The organism is Clostridium pasteurianum BC1, assembly GCF_000389635.1.
GTDB lineage: Bacteria > Bacillota > Clostridia > Clostridiales > Clostridiaceae > Clostridium_I > Clostridium_I pasteurianum_A.
Window position 1 is genome coordinate 3554026 of record NC_021182.1, and the last position, 21515, is coordinate 3575540.

Annotated in this window: 19 protein-coding genes; 1 reads left to right on the forward strand and 18 read right to left on the reverse strand. The window is 33.3% G+C overall.

What is annotated here, in order from left to right; translation table 11 throughout:
• Nucleotides 1–52 precede the first annotated feature (52 nt).
• The 5 genes from CLOPA_RS16820 to CLOPA_RS16840 all read right to left on the reverse strand — a co-directional run bounded on the left by CLOPA_RS16820 (nt 53) and on the right by CLOPA_RS16840 (nt 4845).
• Nucleotides 53–898: an aldo/keto reductase gene (locus CLOPA_RS16820; protein ID WP_015616629.1), complete on the reverse strand. Its 846-nt coding sequence runs from the start codon at nt 896–898 to the stop codon at nt 53–55.
• Between the two features lie 57 nt (nt 899–955).
• Entirely contained in the window at nt 956–1486 is a 531-nt protein-coding gene (locus CLOPA_RS16825; RefSeq protein WP_015616630.1) for a flavodoxin family protein, read from the reverse strand.
• 50 nt (nt 1487–1536) lie between these two features.
• Nucleotides 1537–2706, reverse strand: a complete 1170-nt coding sequence (locus CLOPA_RS16830; RefSeq protein WP_015616631.1) for an iron-containing alcohol dehydrogenase — start codon at nt 2704–2706, stop codon at nt 1537–1539.
• 152 nt (nt 2707–2858) lie between these two features.
• On the reverse strand, nt 2859–3791 hold the full coding sequence (locus CLOPA_RS16835; RefSeq protein ID WP_015616632.1) for a LysR family transcriptional regulator: 933 nt from the start codon (nt 3789–3791) through the stop codon (nt 2859–2861).
• 604 nt (nt 3792–4395) lie between these two features.
• Complete coding sequence (locus tag CLOPA_RS16840) at nt 4396–4845, reverse strand: zinc ribbon domain-containing protein (protein WP_242834216.1); 450 nt, start codon at nt 4843–4845, stop codon at nt 4396–4398.
• 377 nt (nt 4846–5222) lie between these two features.
• Here CLOPA_RS16840 and CLOPA_RS16845 point away from each other — a divergent pair, with 377 nt between their 5' ends.
• Nucleotides 5223–5426, forward strand: a complete 204-nt coding sequence (locus CLOPA_RS16845; protein ID WP_015616633.1) for a hypothetical protein — start codon at nt 5223–5225, stop codon at nt 5424–5426.
• A gap of 163 nt (nt 5427–5589) precedes the next feature.
• On the opposite strand, the gene CLOPA_RS16850 is transcribed toward CLOPA_RS16845, so the two are convergent.
• The 13 genes from CLOPA_RS16850 to rapZ form a co-directional block, all read right to left on the reverse strand.
• Nucleotides 5590–6015 carry a hypothetical protein gene (locus CLOPA_RS16850; RefSeq protein WP_172638623.1) on the reverse strand — a complete coding sequence of 142 codons (426 nt, stop codon included), beginning with the start codon at nt 6013–6015 and terminating at the stop codon, nt 5590–5592.
• A gap of 122 nt (nt 6016–6137) precedes the next feature.
• Nucleotides 6138–6575 carry a distal tail protein Dit gene (locus tag CLOPA_RS16855; protein WP_080648336.1) on the reverse strand — a complete coding sequence of 146 codons (438 nt, stop codon included), beginning with the start codon at nt 6573–6575 and terminating at the stop codon, nt 6138–6140.
• Between the two features lie 37 nt (nt 6576–6612).
• On the reverse strand, nt 6613–8067 hold the full coding sequence (gene rlmD, locus CLOPA_RS16860) for a 23S rRNA (uracil(1939)-C(5))-methyltransferase RlmD (RefSeq protein WP_015616635.1): 1455 nt from the start codon (nt 8065–8067) through the stop codon (nt 6613–6615).
• A gap of 282 nt (nt 8068–8349) precedes the next feature.
• Complete coding sequence (locus CLOPA_RS16865) at nt 8350–8766, reverse strand: VOC family protein (RefSeq protein ID WP_015616636.1); 417 nt, start codon at nt 8764–8766, stop codon at nt 8350–8352.
• A gap of 300 nt (nt 8767–9066) precedes the next feature.
• Nucleotides 9067–9432, reverse strand: a complete 366-nt coding sequence (locus tag CLOPA_RS16870; RefSeq protein ID WP_155241932.1) for a DUF1540 domain-containing protein — start codon at nt 9430–9432, stop codon at nt 9067–9069.
• An 821-nt stretch (nt 9433–10253) separates the two neighbouring features.
• Nucleotides 10254–11684: a pyruvate kinase gene (pyk, locus tag CLOPA_RS16875; RefSeq protein ID WP_015616638.1), complete on the reverse strand. Its 1431-nt coding sequence runs from the start codon at nt 11682–11684 to the stop codon at nt 10254–10256.
• Between the two features lie 68 nt (nt 11685–11752).
• Nucleotides 11753–12712, reverse strand: coding sequence for a 6-phosphofructokinase (pfkA, locus tag CLOPA_RS16880; protein ID WP_015616639.1), 960 nt, complete (start codon nt 12710–12712; stop codon nt 11753–11755).
• Between the two features lie 252 nt (nt 12713–12964).
• A complete protein-coding gene (locus CLOPA_RS16885; protein WP_015616640.1) occupies nt 12965–16468 on the reverse strand; it encodes a DNA polymerase III subunit alpha in 3504 nt (1167 codons plus the stop codon).
• A 12-nt stretch (nt 16469–16480) separates the two neighbouring features.
• Nucleotides 16481–16765: a Dabb family protein gene (locus tag CLOPA_RS16890; RefSeq protein WP_015616641.1), complete on the reverse strand. Its 285-nt coding sequence runs from the start codon at nt 16763–16765 to the stop codon at nt 16481–16483.
• 164 nt (nt 16766–16929) lie between these two features.
• On the reverse strand, nt 16930–18237 hold the full coding sequence (locus tag CLOPA_RS16895) for a DRTGG domain-containing protein (RefSeq protein WP_015616642.1): 1308 nt from the start codon (nt 18235–18237) through the stop codon (nt 16930–16932).
• Between the two features lie 6 nt (nt 18238–18243).
• Complete coding sequence (gene whiA / locus CLOPA_RS16900) at nt 18244–19197, reverse strand: DNA-binding protein WhiA (RefSeq protein WP_015616643.1); 954 nt, start codon at nt 19195–19197, stop codon at nt 18244–18246.
• Between the two features lie 17 nt (nt 19198–19214).
• Nucleotides 19215–20561, reverse strand: coding sequence for a gluconeogenesis factor YvcK family protein (locus CLOPA_RS16905; RefSeq protein ID WP_015616644.1), 1347 nt, complete (start codon nt 20559–20561; stop codon nt 19215–19217).
• Complete coding sequence (rapZ, locus tag CLOPA_RS16910; RefSeq protein WP_015616645.1) at nt 20558–21442, reverse strand: RNase adapter RapZ; 885 nt, start codon at nt 21440–21442, stop codon at nt 20558–20560. The genes CLOPA_RS16905 and rapZ overlap by 4 nt, the downstream gene beginning before the upstream one ends.
• Between the last annotated feature and the right edge of the window lie 73 nt (nt 21443–21515).

The following is a 21515-nucleotide window of genomic DNA, read 5'->3' on the forward strand; positions in this document are numbered from 1 at the left end:
TTCTTTTCTACGTTCTCCTTTATTTATAATATAATGCACTTTCATTCTGTTTTTAACGAACCAGACCGCACAGCCTCTCGATGGCAGCAGGATCGTGATGGGAGAAGAAGCAGCTCTTTCCGGTATCCAGAGAAGCAATTGACTGCATATCCTCATCAGTTAAAGTAAAGTCAAACACATCAAAGTTCTGCTCCATACGTTCTTTACGCACAGACTTAGGGATGCACACTACACCTCGCTGAATAAGCCAACGCAGCACCACCTGCGCAATAGATTTACCATATTTCTCTCCAATGGTTTTTAAGGTTTCATTCTGGAACAAACCGTTGCGTCCCTCTGCAAAAGGTCCCCAAGATTGGATCTGTACGCCTTTTTTCTCCATAATCTCTTGGTCAAAAGTACGTTGACAGAAAGGATTAACCTCCACTTGGTTGATGGCGGGGGCAATTTCATTGTTCAACACCAAATCCACCAATCGGTCAGGCATGAAATTAGCCACACCAATTGCACGAATCTTTCCTGCCTTATACAACTCCTCCATGGCCCGCCAGGAGCCGTATACATCCCCTACAGGCTGGTGAATCAGATACAAGTCCAGGTAATCAAGGCCCAGCTTTTTCAGAGAAGTCTCAAAGGCCTTCATAGTCTTTTCATAGCCCGCATCAGCCAACCACAGCTTGGTTGTAATAAACAATTCTTCACGGGGAACACCGCACTTTTTGATTGCACGGCCAACAGCTTCTTCGTTGTGATAGGACATAGCAGTATCAATCAGACGATAGCCGGTATGAATAGCATCCAGCACAGCCTGTTCACACTGCGCTTCATCTGTGATTTGGAAAACTCCAAAACCAAGGATCGGCATTTCTACTCCGTTGTTCAAAGTTACTTTTTTCATATTGAATTCCTCCAGTTTATTTTTGTATTTTTATAGTGTAGCCTTCTTTGTATATTGTCATACATTTTTGCCTGTTTCATAGGCTTCCCGCATTGCTTTGTTTCCCTGAATGTCGCCAAGCTGCCATGCACCTGCTCCATAAATAACGCCTTTTACATGAGCCCTTGGCAGACAATCCGTAAATCCACGCAAACTGTCAATGGTACGCTCCATTGCGCTCTTACCTGCAGCTGCAGTGGCAATGAAATAGAAATCTTTATCCTTAATTTCCGTATATCGAGGCAGTGTACGATCGATTAGAGTTTTCATCTGACCGTCCATAGAATAAAAATATACAGGTGTAGCTAGAACAATGACATCAGCATTGATCATCTGCTGAAGGATATCTGACATATCATCCTTCTGTACGCAAATACCGTTCTTTTTGCAGGCATAGCAGGCATTGCAGCTTCCAATTTTACAATCTCTTACATAGATCTTCGTGGCTGAATGACCTGACTCCTCTACACCCTTTATAAACTGATCACATAACGTGTCTGAATTGCCGTCCTTTCGTGGACTACCTGATAAAACTAATACTTTTTTCATTGCTTTCTCCTTCCTCCCACATAAACAAAATAATTATACAACATCAGCTATTAATAACATTCTTCTAAGATTTTCAATATTTCCTGATGGGTCGTCTTCTTATAACTTCCAGCAGAGATGTTGCAGGAGTTCGCAACCTGCTTTAGTATATCCTTATCAGTAATACCAAGCTCCTGCAGTGTCGTTGGCAAGCCAATTTCTTTGATAAAATCAGATATTGCCTCAATACCCGATCTTGCTAGCTCATCCTCCGTCTTGCCTTCTGCCTGGATGTTCCAGACGTTTCGAGCAAAGCGGACAAATTTATAAAGACCGTAGGAGTAGATATGTTGATAATAGACCAGGCTTATGACTGCTAAACCACAGCCGTGGTTACAATTTGAATAAGCGCCCAACTGATGCTCGATCTGATGAGCTTCAAAGTCCATCTTCTTGCCTAGCTTGATGATACCATTCTCGGCCATGGTGGACGCCCACATCAGATTGCTTCGAGCGGTATAATCTTTAGGATTTTTGATTGCCTCACGAAGGTTTCGTATAACGCTTCTCATCAACGCCTCCGCAATATCATCGGAAACATTGTCCTCATCTGGTTCGCTGAAATAAGTCTCCATAATATGACTTAATATATCGAACCCACCGGACACCATCTGATCCACCGATACACTATAGGTGTATTCCGGGTCAAGCATGGCAAATTTAGGGTTGCATTTAGGGTAATCCCTACCTGTTTTCACCTTATACTTTTCATTGGTAATAACTGCACCGCCGTTCATCTCACTACCTGTACCGGCAACTGTTACAATTACACCAAGAGGCAGCGTTTCAAAATCTATAACACTCATCTTTGCCCAATACTTATCCCACACATCATCTTTAGAAACAGCCGCCATGGAGACAGCTTTACAACAATCCATAACGGAACCTCCGCCCACGCCAAGGATGAAATCAACGCCATTTTCTTTTATCAGTGCCGCACCCTCCAATACCTTTTCGTAAGTCGGATTAGACATAATACCAAAAAACTCAATGACGTTCTTTCCAGCCGCATTTAACACCTCCATGACCTCATCATAAATTCCGTTTTTCTTAATAGACCCGCTGCCATAGGCCAGCATAACATTATCGCCATAACCTGACAGCGCATTTGCAAGATATTCTTTTACACAACCTCGTCCAAAATAGGTCTTTGTGGCATTCTCAAAGATAAAATTATTCATATTTTATTTAACACACTCCTTTCTTGTCTAGCCGCTAGTTCTCTCTTTACAGTTTTATTATAAGTAAATCGGATCATAAGCAGAAGTTTCAATAAGTTTCTCAGTGCAAACCCAAAGGTTGTAACTCAATTTTAAAAAATCCACGAAGCAAATTACTCCGTGGACTTTTTACTTGATTTATTTTTTTGTACTTCTAATCCAAAAACCTGAGAAACTGCATGGATAAAGGAAAGAACATGTTTAGATGGAGTTGGCGAATACAGCAAGCCAAATGGAATATCATAGTTCCATTCCACAGGAAGGATTTTCAATAATGGGTGTACATTCTCCCAGATGTCGAATGCCATCAAGATATCATTGCTGTTTTCACACTGATTGAACACACCTACGTCATAGAATGAGAAATCCTTTATTGTAATTTGAGGATAGTTCTGCCAGATATCATCTCGTATAATATCGACATAACTGTTCCACCCCCTTCGAATCAACATCAGGTTTTCACCAAACAAGTCCTGAATTGTCAGCTTGCTTTTTGCTGCTAGTCTGTGATGAATGGATACCGCACAGCAAATGGGCTTCCTGGAAAGTTCCAGCGTTGCGCATTTGCGCTGGCGTAGAAATTCCCCATCGAAAACGCCAGTCACCAAATCGATGTTCTGCCCCAGATGCATCAGGATTTCTCTAGCGTTTTCCGGGGTGTTTTCAAAGGAGACCAGTTGAACCTTCAGATCAGGACAAAACTCATGAATCTTCGGCCATAGTTCCATTAAAAAACGGCTCGGTGTCATCAATGATGTGCCAATCCGAATGGTATTTACATTGTTCTCCATAGCATTTCTTGCTCTAGCAAGAGATTCTTTTGAATACTGAATGATATACTTTGCGTCTGTGTAAAGAGATTTTCCTGCCTCTGTTAATGTAAGTCCCCGATGAGTTCGAACAAACAATTGCAGCTCCATACTGGATTCCAGAAGGTTGATTTGTTTGGTAACCGCAGTAGGTGTAATATATAAAATTTGGGCGGCTTTAGAAAAACTCCCGGCATCTGCTACTTGTATAAAAGTTTCTAACTGTGTATTATACATAAAAACCCACCTTTCCATAATAAACTTTACCAAGTATTGTACTCCGTATTCTATCAAGAGGTGCTTTTTTATCCACTCTTAATTTATTGATTATAGGAATGCTTTCCTATCTGCAGCATTTTTCATAAATACTAATACAATCTTCATGTTCATCTTATCTGAATTAAGATTAACACAATGTTTTTATCATGAATAATGCCTATAATTTATTATTTATCATATTTAAAAAACATATTTGTAATTTGAATAAAAAACAGACGTGTATACTCTTACTTTTCTAATCTTTTTTTATATTCTGCAACTCTATCTTAATATCCATCAATTTTACTATCCAAGCGCTCTAATATTTGTTTTATCTCTTCAATTCTTTCAGTTATATTGTAGTACCTAGAGTTAACTACAGGTCAAGTATTTTTTTATAAAAAACTATTAAAAAAGATAACCTGTATTTATCCTCTAAAATATTATTGCGGAGTATGCAAAATCCATTCACCCAAGGGCTATTTTAAAATTTTGAAGGAAAATAAAAGCTTTCTTTTATAATAGGTGTATAACAAAAAAATCCGGCTAAAGTGAAAACACCCCAGCTGGTATCTCTTTTAGTCTATTCAATTTCACACTCAATTTCCATAGTATCTAGGAGAGTAACAATTATCCTTTGCCCCTCATATACAGTTATCTTCTCAATAATGCTAAAGAATAAATCCATATCAAAGCTTTGTATTGGCTCCGCATTTTTTAAACTTCCAATAAATTGCCTAAATTTATATCTTGCCAATATATTCTCACTCTTAAGTCCTTTCTTCCACTTTTCAATAAAATAGCCCTTATTTTCAATCATTGCATTAAAAGTATTTATGAAAGCTTGGTATAAAACCCTATCATCTATGTGCTTATTCTCACAGCTTTTCTCACCTTTAACCTTATATTTTTTATTGCACCTCCAAATAACTCTGCGTAGTCTTTCATCAGTGGAGTTCCATACCTTTCTCTCAAAGGTACTGCCACAGTGCCCACAAATGATCCTTCCTGCAAAAGGATTATCTACCTTCACAATTCCGTATCATAGCCTAAAAATTTAACATGGTTTACAAACACCTTGCCTTGTTTAAACTTTCTACGTATTCCCCAGGTGCAATTTTCACTTATATTTCTGGATTCATCTTGAGCTAAGGAAGCAATTCCTTCAGGCTTTGTTACTCACATAAAACCTCAAGTGTAGTTGCATATAAAAGAAGTTAAAAAAATAAAGGACTGAACTAATATAATTCAAAGCCCTATTTCACTTGTTTAAAGATTTCTTATATTTTTCATCAATTTGATAAGCAACATAAAAAAATTGCCACACAGCTTTCCAAACAATATAAGTATATAATTCAATAGAAAATGCATACTAAAATGGATGTATTATTAACTTGGGAGGTGTTAAAAATGAATCTTAGTCGAATACAATTATCAATTTTATTTCTTCAATTAAGTACACTAACTCTTAATCTTAATGCAATTTTCGTAAAAAAAACAACAGATTCCACTAGCCACATAATTTCAGCATGTATCGAAGTCGCTATTCTAATTCTAAGTTTTAAAACATGGCACGATTGCAATATTAAGAAGAAAAATAGCAACCATAATTAATTTTTTATAGACATCAATAAATTATTCTTCATATTCGTTTACATAAGCCCCCACTTTATAAATGATATTGATTTTAACGAGACCCGCAGAACCTGTCCTAGCAACACGATGTCGCGGTCATAACTCCACATGGGATTGCATCTAACTTCAGTATTCCCGACAGCTATACCGGGAATATTTGTTTCAGTAATATTTCGTAATATCCTACCACTATGTCATAATCCTCTAATTTAAGTCTTGATAAACTAATATAATAAGAAGAGTAAGCTGCAATATCTATAGTTTTATTATAAGTGCCATCAGACTTATTATATACTGCTATAGCCCCTCTATTTGATGTTCCATTTTGAGATGTTCCATTTTGAGATGTACCTCTATAAGATATTAGAATATATGCATCAGTAACACATATATTCGAAACAGCCGATGAATTATAAGGTAAAGTTTTTGAGTAAGAATTTAACAAATTAAAATTCTTATCATACTTTTTAAATGCTCCACTACTTAAAGCAACCCAGTAGGTTTCATCAGTTTTATCATATTCAATTGCATAGACTGGAAATGGAAGTACAATATTACTCTTTGGCATATAAGTTCTTTTATCAATTAAAAGTTCCATTAGCTATATTGGTTGGGAAGTCTACTACAAAGTGTTTTCTTTTACTTAGAATAAGTTTACTATTCTCCTGAAGATTATTAGTCAAGGTGGTTTCACTCTGATTCCTGCAGAATCGTATCTATTATTATGTAGCTATTTATTCCTAATAGATTTATAACCTGTGAACCTATATTTAAATTTATATCCCCACTGCCAAAAACTTTTATCTTAGGTTCAGAATATACTGTTCCAATATTATTTATTATTCCAGAGGAATTCATAGTTATAATAGAATTATTAACTGCATACTTAAAGGGTCTGCAGTTAAATATTATTGGAAACTCACTAAAGAACTTATAAGCTTGACTAAAATCAATACTATTTACTACTTGAGCAATGTACTTTTTATCAGATTGAAAGTTAAATATTAAATCACTTTCACCACATTCAAAAAGCCAGGCTTTTATAGCATCAATCTTATCTGCAATATTTGAATTGTCTTTTACTGAGCATTCAACGGTCAGTCTGAGGGAACATAAAACACACTTCAATTTTCACTTAAAATCCTTAAAAGCCTTTGATATCAGGCTATTTCTTTACTATCATCACAACTGTCTCTACATGTCCCGTCATCGGAAACATATCCACTGGCTGCAATTCTAAAGTCCTATACCCTAAACCATCCAATATACCAAGATCTCTTGCCAGAGTCCCAGGATCACAGGACACATAAACTATTTTATCAGGTTTCATTTTTGCTATTGCCTCTAGAAGAGACTTTTCACAACCCTTACGCGGCGGGTCAACTACCACTACATCAGCTTTTACACCACTGTCTATAATTTCAGGGATAACCTTCTCAGCTTCGCCTACTATGAATTCTACATTATCTATATTATTTTGTCTTGCATTTACCTTTGCATTTTCTATGGCTTCAGGTATAATTTCCACTCCATATACTTTTTTAGCTTTTTGTGCTAAAAATAGAGATATGGTTCCTGTTCCACAATAGGCGTCAAAGACAATTTCATTTCCCTGTAAGTCAGAGTACTCCAAAGCTTTATTATATAGTACTTCTGTTTGCACAGAATTTACTTGAAAAAATGATAGAGGTGATATATTAAATTTAAATTCTCCAATAGTATCCACTATGGTATCCTTACCCCATAATGTTTTACACTTTTCTCCTAATATTACATTTGTGTTTTTAGGATTTATATTCTGAACTATGCTCTTTAAATCTTTTATGTTTTCTCTCATAAGTTCTATAAATTCTGCCCTATGAGGTAGTTCATCTTTAGAGGTTACAAGCACAATCATAGTTTCTCCTGTTTTGAAAGCTTTTCTCACCATTATGTGCCTTACTAGGCCTGAACCTGCCTTCTCATCATATACAGGAATATTATAATTCTTAAGCCATTGTTTTATAAGTGCCACCACTTTATCTCCAACTTCATGCTGGATATAACATTCTTTCATATCTATTATGTCATGGCTTCTTGGAGAATAAAAACCTACCACCAACTGATCCTCTATCCTACCTACAGGCAGTTGAACTTTATTTCTATATCTATAGGGATTATCCATACCTATAGTATTATGAACAACAATTCCACCCTCATAATTATATTTATTTGAAGAACCTTTATCCTTTTGCAAAATTTTTTCACTTCTATCAATACTAGCATTTCTGTCAATCTTCAATTTTCCAATTCTTTCAATACAGTCTTCTACTCTTTTTCTCTTAAAATTTAACTGCTCCTTATAATTCAAATGCTGAAGCTGACAGCCTCCACATCTATTGTATATTTTACATACAGGTTCTTCTCTATATTCTGATGGTTCTATTATATTTATAAGCTTTCCAAAGGCAAAATTCTTGTTTGTTTTTATTATTTTAACCTGAACTCTTTCGCCCTCTAAAGCTTCTTTAACAAATACAGTGAAATTATCTACTTTGCCTATTCCTTCTCCTCCATAGCCTAGAGTCTCTATATCAATTATGTAATTTTCATTTTTAACCACAGGTACACTATTTTTCATCTATTATTTTCACCTTTCTAAAAAGCTAAAAGATTTCTTACTTCAATAAAATTTCTAATTAATTATATCATAAATACTTTACACAAACTATTAATGTATATTAAGCAAACATCAATTACTCACACTTTAACATTTCCTTTACTGAATTAACTTTGAAAAATTATGTTTTACAAGAAACCTCAAATTAGTATTAGATATATAAATAAGGATATGGAATCTTTTTTGAATAAAAGTTCCATATCCTTTTTACCTTTAAAAATTTTTTTAAAATTATATCTTTATTTATTCATTGATATAGCTAAATTGCCACCCGATTCCAAATTTATCTGTTACATTACCATAACATTTACTCCAGAATGTTTCTTGAAGTTCCATACCTACAGTGCCGCCTTCTTTCAACTTATTAAATAAAGATTTTATTTCATCTATATTCTTACTGCTTATTGTAAGACTTATGTTGTTTCCTATAGTGAAAGTCATGCCAGGAAAAGTATCAGAAAACATAACATTGCTTCCATTAATATTAAGGCTTGTATACATAACTAAATTTTTAGCTTCATCTGCAATGGGAAATTCCGGGTCAGGTGGTGTATCTCCAAAGAACATAATTTGTGGTTTTTCTGTTTGAAAAACCTCTGCGTAAAACTCTACCGCTTCACGGCAGTTTCCATTAAAATTAATAAATACATCAACAGCCATTTTTATTCATCCCCTTAGTTTAAATTAAATCATTTATAAACAGAGTTCTAAGTATCAGTATTTATGATACTTAGAACTCGTTATCCAGGGACGTAGCCACTCTTTAATCCCACTTTACGAAAAGCAGAGAACAAAAATCTTCGATTTTCTGTGAATCGCTTTCACAGAGTGCAGTGGGAGTATTAGAATGGATAGTCATCGGACAAATGATCTAATTTAATTTTATCATCTGATTCCAAATAATTAAATATAATTTTGAAAATACTAATAAAATATTTTTAAGCAGCTTTGAAACTCATTTTAAAATCCACCATCATTAAAAGTCTCACACTCAGTACACTGCTTACTGTGACAGTTTGTTCCATATATTTGTACGTTTAAAGCCACACATTCCCCACGAAAATTATATCCGCATTTATGTATTTCACAATTTACTTTTGGACTCATCACTATAGAATTTTTGTTAAAGACCTGTCTTACTTCACCTATTATATTCATATTAACCATACCTGCTATTGTACTTCTCAGTGTTCTTTCTGAAAAAGTCTTACAATAGGTTTTATTATCTGAATTTATATCTTTACCTTCTATATGTATAATCTTAGCTGTACATAATCCATCAATATTATTTAAACAATTTATAGCACTACATATTAATTTTGTCATAATAATATCACTCTCCGCTATCATAAATTTCTCAATAATCTTAAAATCTATTTTTCATAAATATTTTTCTAACTTACAATAAGCTTTTAACATATGTACTTTCTAGCTACATATATGGTCACACCAGCAGTTGTCATAAGGTAGTGACTTCTACTACAGAAATATTTTTCCCATAACTGCTTTTTTTATTCGGGAAACCTTTTTTATAAGCCTACTACCAGTACGTTTATAAGCATTAATAAATTTTTATATATCCGTATTTTGGGGATCCTCTAGAAAGTAAATATACGTGTTCTAAATCATAATTCCATTCTTTTATTGCCTAGAATTAAGTGCTATCCATTTCCCAACTATAGAGCATAGGATAATTCTGCACATTAGTTTAAAATAAAAATATTCAAAAAATAAAAAAGCGCACCTTAAAAAGGTGCAAAAAGAATCAGTTGCCAAATTTTCGATACTCCAATATATTTTAACATCTTATTATTTTAACCACAATATGTAATATTATTCATATTGTAAATTTTTATTTACCATCTTCCTATAATTTTCCAAATAAGATACACTAAGTGAACTCGTTTCAGCAAGCTGAAACATCGGTAAATCAGGTGGGGAATCTACCCCACCTGATTGAAAAATCCCACCTTCGCTTCGCTTAGAGGTGGAGATCTGAACCTTCCAGTCAGGAAAAGATAAAAAAGAACACTATCAATTTTTAAATTAATAATGTTCTTCTTTTTAATAATATATTTAAATATGTATCTGGATAATTCATTTAAACTTAGTGGAAGTACAAACTCCCACTAAACAAAATCAAATGATTATTTTTCAGATCCAACTACATGAACTTTTAAAAGATTTGTGCTTCCTGTATTTTGAACAGGTACACCTGCTGCCACTACAACTAAATCTCCATCTTTAACATAGTTATATTCTTTAGCTGCTTCTACAGATTTAACTATTAATTCATCTGTTGATTCAACTTTTTCAGCTACTATTGGAGATACTCCCCAGCTTAATGCAAGAGATCTAGCAACTTTTTCCTGTGGAGTTACTGCAATTACAGGAGCTTCTGATCTATATTTTGCAACCATTCTTGCTGTATTTCCAGTTTGAGTAGCAGTAACTATTGCAGCTGCATTAAGTTCTGCAGCTGTTTCGCTAGCAGCAAGACTTATTGCATTTGCTATATTTTTAACAGAATTTTGTTTTCTCTTTGCAAGTACTTCTTTGTAGTTTAGTTGTTTTTCTGCAGCTTGAGCAATTCTAGCCATAGTTTGTGCAGCTTCTACTGGATATGATCCATTAGCACTTTCACCACTTAACATTATAGCATCTGTACCATCAAATATGGCATTTGCTATATCTGATGCTTCTGCTCTTGTAGGTCTTGGGTTTCTTATCATTGAATCAAGCATTTGAGTTGCAGTGATAACTGGTTTTCCTAATATATTACATTTTCCAATAATCATTTTTTGAGTTAGTGGAACTAATTCTATAGGAATTTCAACTCCCATGTCTCCTCTTGCTACCATTATACCATCAGAAACTTCGATAATTTCATCTATGTTATCTACACCTTCTTGATTTTCTATTTTTGAGAAAATCTGAATATGGCTTCCACCATTTTCTTGAAGCACTTTTCTTATTGCAATTACATCATCTGCTTTTCTTATAAAGGAAGCTGCTACTGCATCAACTTCTTGTTCACAGCCGAATATAAGATCGGATTTATCTTTATCTGTCATAGCTGGAAGTTTTATTGAAACATTAGGAACATTAACTCCTTTGTGACTTCCTACAAGTCCTGTATTAGCTACTGTACAGTGAATATCTGTACCTTCAACTGCTTCAACAGTTAATCCAACAAGACCATCATCAATTAATATAGTATTTCCTGCAACAACATCTTTATATAAATCTGTGTAAGTAATGGAGCATTTTGTTGCATCTCCAAGAACTTCTTCTCCACAAATTACTGTGAATTTAGCTCCCTTTTGAAGTTCAAGTTTTCCACCATCAAAATTATGTGTTCTTATTTCTGGACCTTTTGTATCAAGTATTATTGCTATTGGCTTATTGTATTTTTCTCTTAGTTTTTTGATAAGATCCATTCTAGTCTTATGTTCATTGTGGTCACCATGTGAGAAATTGTGTCTTGATGCACTCATTCCTGCTTCAATTAGTTTAGATACAACCTCTTCATTTTCACTTGCTGGTCCTACGGTAAAGATCATTTTAGTCTTTTGCATTGTTTAACTCTCCTTATACTTTAAAATTCTAGTTTTATATATTTATATATATTATATTTTAATGAAAGCTATCTTGAAAGTATCTCTGATATCTCATATAGTCTTTCATCAAATTTCCTTGGCATTGCTAAAGCTTCATCTATGTCATCATCAGTTATTTTATTATCTCTTATCCCTATAACTCTTGATGTCTTTCCTTCAATTAGAACTTCTACAGCTCTAACTCCCATTCTTGAAGCAAGCATTCTATCAAAGGCGGATGGACTTCCACCTCTTTGAATATGTCCTAAAATAGTTGCTCTTGTTTCAATACCTGTAATATTTTCAACTTCTTTAGCTAATTCAGCTGAACCACCAATTCCTTCTGCAACTATAATCAGACTATGCATTTTTCCTTTCAATTTTCCTTCAAGAATAGTTTTGCATAATTCATCAAAATCATAACCTTTTTCAGGTATTATAACTCTTTCTGCTCCTCCAGTTATACCTGAATATAGAGCAATATCTCCACAATCTCTTCCCATTACTTCAACTATACTTACTCTTTCATGAGAAGTAGAGGTATCTCTTAATTTATTTATAGCATCTAATACTGTATTTAAAGTAGTATCAAAGCCTAATGTGTAATCTGTATACGATAAATCATTATCTATAGTCCCAGGAATACCAACTGTAGAAATTCCAAGCTTTGAAAGTTTTTGAGCTCCCATAAAGGATCCATTTCCACCTATAACAACTAATCCATCTACACCAAATACCTTTAAGACGCCTGCTGCCTTTTTTCTTCCCTCTTCTGTTAAGAATTCAGCACAACGAGCAGTTCTTAAAATAGTACCACCTCTTTGAATTATATCTGATACATCCTTTCTTTCCATTTCAAAGAGCTCACCATTTATCAATCCACTGTATCCTCTTTCAATTCCCATAATCTTAAGGCCTTTATCAAAAGCAGTTCTTACTACTGCCCTTATGGCAGCATTCATTCCAGGTGCATCTCCACCACTTGTTAATACAGCTATTGTTTTCATACATATACCTCCTACGACCATCATGGACTCAATTTGTCCCACGCAATTTATAAGATTTATTATGAATTAAAATGTGCCTGCTTAATGGATAATTATTTACTCCGTCTTTAATTTTAATAGAAATAAGAAAAAACTTCAATGCTTTATAAGAAATATAACATAAAATTTATTATAATATATGATAAATTGAAAATTATCTAGGTTATTTTGTACCAATCTACAAAATAATAACAGTAACTGAATAGTTTTTTATCAGCATACCTTAAGATTTTCTTCTCCAAATCTTTTTCTTAAAAAATCTAATACTTCTGTATCCTCATTTATCCATAAATCCTTTGGGAGCATAAATTTTTTTCTTTCTTTCTTAGTACATATATAAATTGGTGTACTACCTTTAAATTCTGACAAAAAGATTTCTATTTCCTTTATAGTATTTACAACTTGATTTTCTTGTTCAATTTGAATATATACCTTAGAATTATTTATTTTTACTAAAGGTTTTATATCTTCACATAGAATTTTGGGCTGCTCTTCTTCTCTAATACTTACCCTACCCTTTATTATTAACATTTCATCCTCTTTTATAAGCATATTAAATTTTTCCAACACTTTAGGAAAAATTATCACTTCAATTGCAGCATACATATCTTCAATTTTAAAAAATGCCATCATGGAATTATTCTTAGTGATTTTTCTTGTTACCTCTGTTAATATGCCTCCTATAATAACTCTATCTCCGTCTCTAACCTTATAATTTTCTGAATCCTCTACTTCGTCTAAGGATTCCTCAACAATTATGTCAGATATTTTGGTATTAACTGATATATCTAAAGTTTCCTTATATTCATCTAAAGGATGCCCTGATATATATAGACCTGTCATCTCTTTTTCCATAGATAATATATATTTCTTTTCAAATTCTTTTATATCAGGATACTTTATTTCCATATCTCTATAAGAACTTTCATCATCTTTTTGAAAATTAGAAAATAAACTTATTTGACCATCAATATTTTTCTTCTTTTGATTGCTAATACCATCCATTACCTTTTCATAAACTGCTAAAAGCCTAGATCTGTATATTTTAAAATAATCAAAAGCTCCTACCTTTATAAGACTTTCAACTGCTCTTTTATTTACTTCTCCAATATCTACCTTATTACAAAAATCAACTAAACTATTAAATGTTCCCTTTTCTTTTCTTGAATTAACTACACTTTCTACTACATTAACACCTACATTTTTAACTGCTGCCATACCAAAACGTATCTTATCGCCTTTAACCGTAAATCTTGAAAAACTTTCATTTATATCTGGAGGCAAAAGCTCTATATTAATTTCTTTAGCAAACCGTACATAATAAGCCACCTTTTCATTGTTTCCCATAACACTGTTCAGCATAGCTGCTATAAATTCCGTTGGATAATATTTCATAAGATAAGCAGTTTCATAGGCCACTACAGCATAAGCTGCCGCATGAGATTTATTAAAGGCATAACTTGCAAAGTCCATCATTGAATCGAATATTTTATTTGCAGCTTCTTCTGAGATACCTCTTCTAAGACAGCCCTCTACTTCAACAGTTCCATCCTCCGCTGCAATGCCATGTATAAAATTATGTCTTTCCTGCTCCATTACATGATGTTTTTTCTTAGACATAGCACGTCTTACTAAGTCACTTCTACCCATGGAATATCCTGCAAGATCTCTAACTATCTGCATTACCTGCTCCTGATAAACCATACAGCCATAAGTTACATTTAATATAGGTTCCAGTTCAGGTGTTATATATTCTACTTTTTCTGGATTATTCTTATTCTTTATATATCTTGGTATTTCGTTCATAGGTCCAGGTCTATAAAGGCTTATACCTGCTATTATATCTTCCAAATTGTCAGGCTTAAGCTCTTTCATAAAACTTGTCATTCCTGGGGATTCAAGTTGAAATACTCCTACAGTTTTACCCTCTCCCAGCATTTTATATACTTTTTTATCATTAAAATCTATAGCATCTAAATCTATTTTTATGCCTTTATTATCCCTTATCATATTTATAGCGTCTCTTAAAACCGTAAGGGTTCTCAGTCCTAAAAAATCCATTTTCAGTAGTCCAAGTTCCTCTAAAGTACCCATGGTAAATTGGCTTACTATAGCCTCTTCATTTCTAAGAAGTGGCACATAATTTACTAAAGGCTGTGATGCTATAACTACTCCAGCAGCATGAGTTGAAGTATGTCTTGGCAGCCCCTCTAAATCTCGTGCAACGTCAATGAGAGCTTTAACTTTCTCATCTTCATCATAAATTTGTTTAAGCTCCTGATTGATTTCCAGTGCCTTATCAATAGTTATATTAAGCATAGATGGTATCATTTTAGCTATTCTATCCACTTCTGCATAGGAATAATTCATTGCCCTTCCTACATCTCTTATGCAAGCTCTAGCTGCCATAGTCCCAAATGTAACTATTTGAGAGACATTATTTTTTCCATACTTTTCAACTACATAATCTATAACTTCCTGACGTCTTTCATAACAAAAATCAGAATCTATATCCGGCATAGACACTCTTTCAGGGTTTAAAAATCTTTCAAAAATAAGATTATACTCTATAGGATCTATTTTTGTAATTCCCAAGGTATATGCCACTATTGACCCTGCACCGCTTCCTCTTCCGGGTCCTGTCATTATTCCATTTTCCCTTGCAAATCTTATAAAATCCCAAACTATGAGAAAGTAATCCACGTATCCCATTTCTCTTATTATTCCAAGTTCATACTCCAGTCTCTGTGTCAGTTTTTCTGTTATGGGATTATATCTTTTCTTCAGTCCATCATAGCAAAGTTCTTTCATGTATTCAAAGTGATCTATTCCTTCATCTAATGGGAAATTAGGTAATTTCGATTTATGAAATTCATAATCAAAATTACATTCCTCAGCAATTTTACAAGTATTCTCCAAAGCTTCTTGTACATAGGAAAACTGATTATACATTTCCTCTGGTGATTTTAGATAAAATTCATCAGAAGCGTATCTCATTCTGTTTTCTTCATCTACAGTTTTTCCTGTTTGTATGCAAAGAAGAACATCATGAGATTTATAATCTTCCCTATTTATATAATGCACATCATTTGTAGCTACCAGAGGAATTTCAAGCTCCCTTGACATGTTTACCAGTTCTTCATTCACCCTAAGCTGTTCATCAATTCCATGATATTGAAGTTCAAGATAAAAACCATCTTTGAATATTTCCTTATAAAAGAGTGCTGCTTCTTTTGCCTTTTCCTTATTATTCTTTAATATTTTAGATTGTACTTCTCCACCTAAGCATGCACTAAGAGCAATTATCCCTTTACTGTGCTGCCTTAAAAAATCATGATCAACCCTAGGCTTGTAGTAAAAGCCTTCAATAGAGGCTGAAGACACTATTTGCATTAAATTCTTATAACCTTCATCATTTTTTACCAGAAGCACAAGATGATAGGTTTCATTTTCCTTATCCGGCCTTTTTATATGCATAGACTTTCCTGCTACATAGACCTCGCAGCCTATAATTGGCTTTATTCCTTTTTCCTTAGCTGCCTTATAAAAGTCAACTACTCCATACATAGCACCATGATCAGTTATGGCCAGACTTTTCATCCCCAGTTCTTTAGCCCTTGAAATTAGTTTGCCTATTTTACCAGATCCATCCAAAAGGCTATACTCCGTATGCACATGGAGATGAACAAAATCCTCATATGAACTTTCTTTCTCCATTTAATTTCCCACCTACTCTTCAAAATCAACAGAAACAGAACTTTCCAGCATAGGCTTTAAATACTTCACCACATCATTAACATGTACTGGATGAACCTGATATTTATCCATATCTTCTCTAGAATCAAACTTAGTAATTAGTGCTATATCATAGGATCTTTCTGAATGAACTACATCTTCCCCAACTTTAATTTCCCTTAAGAAGGGTATTTTCCCATCCAGCGAAAGAAGTAACTCCTTACCCCTTTGAATATTAGCTTTATCCTTTAATTTGAAAAATACAATATGAGTAAACATGATATAAATTCCTCCTTATTAATTTGATTTTCATAATCTACACTAGTAGAAATATAATAACATTACAGTATTTATAGATCAATTTTTTACAATATGTAGTAACCTATTTCTATTCAATATGTCCTTTATGAGATAATTATCACATAAGGCATGTAATAATAAGTCTATTTTTTAAGTACTTTAGCAGATAACATGAGTTTGGAAATTAATTCCTTATTGCAATCAAACATATCTACCTGTACTTTAGAAAAACTTCTTCCCAAATCTATTATTTCAGTATATACATCAATAACACTATCCATTTGAACTGGCTTCATAAAATAAGTGGTAATACTATCCACAGAAACATTTATATTGTTTTTCTGCCTCAATGTCATAATTCCCATAGTAGATAATAGCATATTTAAAGAACTCCAGGAGGCTGTTCCTATAACATCTAACATTTCAGCTATTATTTTACCATTAAAATGCATTTTTCCTAAAGCATTATATTCATATTGAAAGTTTTTAAGTATGATATCTTCAAGAGTTTCTCCCACCTGTGGCTGTCTCAATGCATACTGTAGTGCCTTTATAACATCTTCTCTATCTACTATGCCAACTAATCTCCTGTCCTCCATTACTAAAGCTAATTCTACACCACCCCATCCCATAATATGAGCTGTATAGGCCACTGTAGTCTTTGGAGCAACGGTCATTATATCCTTATTCATAAACTTACTTATAACTTCATCATTTTCTATGTCTATATCTATGTCTTTAAGAGTAATTACTCCTACTATTTTCTTATTACGGTCAAGTATTAAATATTTATCACGTTTAGTAGTTCTTAATCGTTCTCTCCAGCTTCCTACCGAATCTTCTGCACTCATATAATTCACTTCTGATTCCATAATGTCCTCTACTAAAATAATATCTTTTTTTATAAGGCTTTCTGATATGGCTTTGTTAATCATAGTTGCGATAGTAAAACTATCATAGGAAGAAGATATTACTGGCAGTTCTTTTTCGTTTGCAAGCTGTTTTATGGTTTCCGTACATCCAAAGCTTCCTGCTATTAAAACGGCACAATTGTTCATAAGGGCAAGACTTTGAATATCTTCTCTGTTACCTACAATTATAAGTGACTCCGGACTAATGTATTTTTTCGCAGCATCATAGGTCATTGCACCTATTAAAAATTTATCTAGAGTTTTATAAATGCCATTTTTCCCTCCAAGTATTGTACCTTCAACTATATTTACAACTTCTGCATAGGTTAAAATTTCAATACTCTTTTTCTCTACCTTATCAATCTTAATTGTGCCAACTCTCGGTATAGTAGTAACAATACCCATGGAATCGCATTCTTTAATTGCCCTATAAGCAGTGCCCTCACTAACTGAAAGTTCATTTGCTATACTCCTGACAGATATTTTAGTACCTGCTTTAAGTGAAAGTACATAATTTATAATATCTTGATGTTTAGACATAAATTTTTATCTTCCCTCTCTTTTGAGTTCTCCTGCAATTTTTTCAATTCTCCTAAGTCTATGATTAACTCCTGATTTTCCCACAGTTGGATTAAGCATTTGACCTAATTCCTTAAGTGATTCATCTGGAAAATTCAATCTAATTTCTGCTATTTCCTTAAGGTTCTTTGGAAGTCTTGAAAGTCCAATTTCTCTTTGAATAAGCTTTATACTTTCCACTTGCCTTACTGCTGCATTAACCGTTTTGCTAAGATTGGCAGTTTCACAGTTAACAAGTCTATTTACATTATTTCTCATTTCTTTCATTATCCTTATATTTTCAAGTTCCAAAAGACTGCTGTGAGCACCAATTATATTCAATAAATCTACTATTTGCTCTCCCTCTTTTACATATACTATAAAACTGCTTTTTCTCTGTATAACTTTAGAATTTAAACCAAAGTCATTAATTATCTTGCTAAGTTCCCTTGAGTAATCTTCATTATGAGTAACAAATTCTAGGTGATAGGTCTTCTCAGGGTTGCTAATGCTCCCTCCACCTAAAAAAGCCCCTCTGATATATAATTTTTTACAGTCCTCTTCTCCAACTATTCTCTTCGGAATGCTATAATCTATTGATATAATACCATCACATTCCTTTAATACTCCTACTTCTTTTAAAATATTTCTTATGCCCATTTCCTCACTTATGTGAACTATATATACATTATTTTTCTTTAAAGAATTGCTTTTTTTCACCATAAGCTTTGTATGTATATTAAAATGATCTTTTAACAATTTAAATATTAGTCTCGCTATTGCAGGGTTTTCTGTAATAATCCTGAAACTTATTTTCTTATTTCCTATCAACGAAAGTGTACCACTTGCTTTCATTATAGCTGATAATTCTGCTACAGCTTCTTTTTTTGAAAAATCGGTAAACCTGCAAATTTCGCTTTTTACCTTGGATGAAAACGACATATTTATTCTACTCCCTATTATTTTTTCTTTTCAGATGCTTTATTTTCTTTCAACCTCTCAGATAAATAGAAATATTCAATAATTTTCTTTCTATCATAAAATAATTTTTTATCCATAATTGTTTCAACCAATATATCCGCTAATCTATCTGAATCATGTCTAACATATCCATTTTTAATCTTTATAAAATTACCTTTTACTGTCCCTACTCCCATTTTTTTTAATATATCTTCATCAATATTAACTAATTCTGAAGTCTTTTCAAGATATTTATCCTGAAGTACTTCATCTATTTTTTCAGTATTAATAACCGTATAATCTACTATACCTTCTCCTCCATGCTTGTATATGGCTTTTATATGATCAGAAACAGAATATCCATCTGTTTCCCCCGGTTGGGTCATTATATTAGAAACATATAGCTTCAAAGCTTTTGTTTTTTGAAGTGCAGAAGATATATCCTTCACCAAAAGATTTGGAATTACACTGGTATAAAGGCTTCCTGGCCCCAGTATTATTGCATCAGCCTCTGTTATTGCTTCAATTGCCTCCTTTAATGCTCTTACATCTTCAGGGTTTATAAATATTCTCTCAATAGCACTTTCATATTGCTTTACAGCTTCCGGTATATTTGATTCACCCTCCACTATAACACCATTTTTTAGTTCTGCCCTTAAAGTTACATTTTCTAAGGTTACAGGTACCACCCTACCAGTTACTGCCAAAACAGAGCTCATTTTTCTTACTGCCTCTTCAAAATTACTTGACAATCCGTCCATAGCTGCAAGAAATAAATTACCAAAGCTTTGGTTTTTAAGTCTACCATCTTTAAACCTATATTGTAAAAGTTCTTCCATTAAAGGTTCGGTGTCTGATAAGGCTAAAATGCAGTTTCTTATATCCCCTGGTGGAAGCATACCAAGATCTTCTCTTAAATCTCCAGATCCGCCACCATCATCTGCCACTGTAACAATAGCAGTTATATTGGAGGTATAATATTTTAAACCTCTAAGCATGGTAGAAAGCCCTGTTCCTCCACCAATAGCAACAATTTTAGGTCCTTTTACAAGTAATCTTTTTTCATATATGAGATTCCCGAGTTTTCTGGAATCTAAAGATACATTTAAATATCCTTTGTTTATTAAGGCAATAATAGATTTCATTCCCTGAGTCACTGACATATAAAGTATAAAAGCCCCGCTTATTACTAAAAATATATAATATGCCGAATATTCATAGCTGTAGAATCTGCTTTTATTGATAATTTCAGCTAAACCAAAGGTAATAAGCATAATGCCCATGATTCCAAGCATTACCCATCTTTTGACCTTAATACCTGGTCTAATCCAATCTATTATCTTCATAATTTTTTACCACCTTTATTTACATCTTCATTGATATCCCGGTGGTCTACATTGACGTTATAATTGGCAGCCTTTAGCTTTTCATAAATAGAATTTGCTATAGTAACAGATCTATGCCTCCCACCAGTACAACCAATGGAAACTATAAGCTGTCTTTTCCCCTCCTTTAAATAATGTGGAATTAAATATTCAAGCATATCAGAGAGTTTATCAATAAATACTCTGGTTTCCTCAAAACCAAGTACATAATCACTTACCTGCTTATCATTTCCCGAGAAATTTTTTAAATCTGGTATGTAAAATGGGTTTGGCAAAAATCTCACATCAAAAACCAAATCAGAATCCACAGGTATTCCATATTTAAAGCCAAAAGACAATACTGTTACAATTAGCTGTGTCTCCATTTGTCCTTCCTGCTCATATATTTCAGTTATTTTTTCACGCAGTTCTCGAGTAGTAAGATTAGAAGTGTCTATGACATTATTGGCTCTATTTCTTACTTGTTTTAATTTTAATCGTTCCAGTTCAATACCTGTTATAACCCTTCCCTGGGGTGCAAGAGGGTGTTTTCTTCTTGACTCCTTATATCTTTTTACAAGCACTTCGTCACTGGCATCTAAAAATAATATCTCATATTTATATCCTGCATCTTCAAGCTTGCTAAGATTGTCAAATAAGTCATGAAAGAATTCTCCACCTCTTATATCTATAACTAATGCAATTCTATCTATTTTCCCTTCGGCTTGAAAACAGGCTTCTGCAAACTTTGATATTAGCGTAGGTGGCAAATTATCTACACAAAAATATCCCAAATCTTCTAAACTTCTTATTGCATGAGTTTTTCCCGCTCCTGATAATCCTGTAACAATTACAAATCTCATAAAGGCCTGATTTATTAATATCAAATAAACTTTATTTGATATTAATAAATCAGGATTTTCACCTGCCTTCCTA